The sequence below is a fragment of the Nonomuraea sp. NPDC049695 genome (assembly GCF_040674955.1).
Taxonomy (GTDB): Bacteria; Actinomycetota; Actinomycetes; order Streptosporangiales; family Streptosporangiaceae; genus Nonomuraea; species Nonomuraea helvata.
Genome location: NZ_JBFANV010000184.1, coordinates 1 through 2,876, shown reverse-complemented (window position 1 = coordinate 2,876; position 2,876 = coordinate 1). Strand labels below are relative to the sequence as shown.

Genomic DNA, 2,876 nt, shown 5'->3' with positions numbered 1-2,876 from the left:
CCTGGCCGTCCAGGCCGTGGCCGGCACCGGCGTGCCGCTCGGCATCATCCCGGCCGGCACCGGCAACGACATCGCGGCCGCGCTCGGGCTGCCCTGCAAGGATCCCGTCGCCGCCGCCCGCACGGTGCTGCGCATGAGGTCGCGCCTGTTCGACGCCGCCCGGGTCGTGGCCGGATCCGCCGACGAGCTGTTCGCGGGGGTGATGTGCTGCGGCTTCGACTCCCGCGTGAACGAGCGGGCCAACCGCCTGACCTGGCCGCCAGGCATGGGCCGGTACGTGCTGGCCACGGCGCAGGAGCTGCGCTCCTTCCGGCCCATCCCGTTCCGGGTGACCCTCGACGAGGACGAGGTCGTCGAACGGGAGGTCATGCTGGTCGCCGTGGGCAACACGCGCTCCTACGGGGCGGGCATGCGGGTGTGCCCGGACGCGCGGCCCGACGACGGGCTGCTGGACGTGATGATGCTGGACGCCGTGTCGAAGGCCGAGTTCGTGCGGGTGTTCCCGAGCGTGTACCGGGGGACGCACGTCGGACATCCGGCGGTGTCGGTGCGGCGGGTGCGCACCGTGCGGCTGGAGGCCCCCGACGTGGTCGCCTACGCCGACGGTGAACGCGTGGGACCGGCGCCGGTGCACTGCGAGGTGCGCCCCGGGGCACTGCGCGTGATCGTTTGAGATCTGCTCCGAGAACTTCTTCCTGAGCTGGGCGGGCGGCAGCGAACCCCGACCTGGTGAGCATGGTTGGGATTCGCGGTGCAGTCCTGGCTCAGTTAACTTCACCGGTCCCATGATGCGTCTCGCAGTATCTATTCGGAGTGCAATGTCTCGAGGATCGGACCAGGCGCATTGAATAAGGAGAGTGTCAGTATGACTGATCCTCCTGTGGCTCCCAAGCGGTTCCGTCTCGACATGCGCTTGCCGCAGGCCGTGCCAGCTCACGGCTTCCGGCATCCCGTAGAGGCCGACATACCGGCTCTGGGGCAAGTGATGTGGGACGCGTATCGGGGAACGCCCGATGAAGAGGATGCCGGGGGCAGTGTCACGGCTGCTACGGAGGAGATTCGTCTGGCTTTCACCGGCGCCCATGGGCCTTTCCTGCCCCCCTGCGTCCTTTATCGCGGACGGCGGCGCTCAACCTGTAGCCGCCGCATTGGCGACGGTGTGGAAAGACGTGCCGCTGCTGGCGTACGTCTTCAGCGCGCCGTCACATGCCGGGCGGGGACTGGGACGGCGGCTGATCTGAATCCATGGGCTTCACCCCCACACCGATAGCGTGAAGGCCCGGGTGTACGGCGTGATGTCGCCCGCCATCAGCGGTGCGGCGATCCGATCGAGCGCTTCGGCGTACACGTACTCGTTGTCGCGCAGGACGTCGAGGAAGCGGGGCTTGCCCAGGGCCAGCGCGTCCTCCACCGGTCCAGCGGCGGGGCAGCATGCGCAGGGCCAGGCACCCAAGCTGCGAAGGCGGGGCCAAGGCAGGCGTGCACGAGCCGGCTCAGCGGGTCCCGCAGTTCCTCGCCGCCGCGAAGCCGAAGTTCGCGATCACATTGACCCCGGAGGGAGGGTCCGATCCGATCCAGTGGACTGTACAAGATCATCACATTGCCTGACGGCGCTTCCCCGAAGACCGGTCACGTGATGAGCGGGAAAGGAGTTGCGGAGACGGCTGTGTTGCCCCACGATGTGCCGATGGACAAGATCACTGGCTCCCTGTCGCTGTCCGCCACCGTCCGTTCGATGCGACAGCAGCAGCCCGGCCGACCGCGAAGGCTGACTCTTCCCCGATCGTGACCGCCGCTCTGGTGGCGGGACTGCTGGCCGGCTGTCGGGGCGGTCGCAACCTACCTGATGGCCCTCACCGCCCGGACCTCCCTGAAGATCGGCTTGTTCGCCGCGCTGGGTGTCGCGACCGCCGACGGCCTGTATGCGCTGATCGCCACCATCGGAGGGTCCGCTCTCTCGAACGGCATCGAACTGATCATGCTCCCGTTGCAATGGGCCTCAGCCGTCGTGCTCATCGGACTGGCCGCCCGCACCGGCGCCACGGCGATCAGCCAATACCGCACCCGGCAAATCGCAACCCGGGCCGACAAAGCTCCCCTCAGTCCCGCGCGGGCTTACCTCGGGCTGCTGGGAATCACGATGATGAACCCCATCACCGTGATCTACTTCGCAGCGCTGGTGCTCGCAGGTCACAGCACCATGACCTCGGACCACCTCGGCCAGGCCGTGTTCGTCCTCGCTGCTTTCGTGGCGTTCGTCCGTTGGCAGGTGGTTCTTGCCGCTGGCGGAGCGTTGCTCGGCCAGGCCCTGACCGGCCCTCGCGGACGGCTCATCACCGCGATGGCCTCCAGCACTCTGATCACCGTGCTCGCCGTTCACCTGCTCATCTCAACCTTCTGATATGCATCGGCTGGCGGCAACGCACACACTCAGGACGGCTGGTGCCGATCGGGCACTAGCCGACCTGTCGGCGGACGATTCAAGCCGTATCGCCATCAGGTACGCGCTCGGCAGTGCCGTACGGCATGGAGGCATCGCGACGACCGCCGAGGTACTGCCCCTTCCTGGAACAGCGTCCCACCAAAGTCAACGCCCTGTCGCCGGCGGCGCGGGCGTGTAGACAGACAACCACGGGCTTCTGGTTGCCGAGTTGCTTGTAGACAACACCTCAGCTATCAGGGGCCCGCTCTTGCCCGCAGGCACATCACTCCAAAATGGCCTCCACCCGGGCGTCGCCAACCTCAGCACCCGCGATCAAGATCGTTAGTCGGCAGGCTCTCAGCTTGAGGTTTAACCTTTGAGCTGCACATTTGCCGCGATCGGCAACAGAGGTGATTGATCCGACATAGCGGATTGTGTCCTCTGTGATACGGCG

Annotated in this window: 3 protein-coding genes; 2 read left to right on the top strand and 1 reads right to left on the bottom strand. The window is 66.9% G+C overall.

Annotation, left to right across the window (positions count from 1 at the left end; all coding sequences use genetic code 11):
- On the top strand, positions 1-673 hold a 673-nt coding region (locus AB0J64_RS56415), incomplete at its 5' end, for a diacylglycerol kinase family protein (RefSeq protein ID WP_364046795.1).
- Between the two features lie 579 nt (positions 674-1,252).
- Here the strand turns inward: AB0J64_RS56415 and AB0J64_RS56410 are convergent.
- Positions 1,253-1,411 carry a hypothetical protein gene (locus tag AB0J64_RS56410; RefSeq protein ID WP_364046792.1) on the bottom strand — a complete coding sequence of 53 codons (159 nt, stop codon included), beginning with the start codon at positions 1,409-1,411 and terminating at the stop codon, positions 1,253-1,255.
- A gap of 435 nt (positions 1,412-1,846) precedes the next feature.
- Between AB0J64_RS56410 and AB0J64_RS56405 the strand changes: the two genes are divergently transcribed.
- Positions 1,847-2,401 carry a LysE family transporter gene (locus AB0J64_RS56405; RefSeq protein ID WP_364046789.1) on the top strand — a complete coding sequence of 185 codons (555 nt, stop codon included), beginning with the start codon at positions 1,847-1,849 and terminating at the stop codon, positions 2,399-2,401.
- The last annotated feature ends 475 nt before the right edge of the window (positions 2,402-2,876 follow it).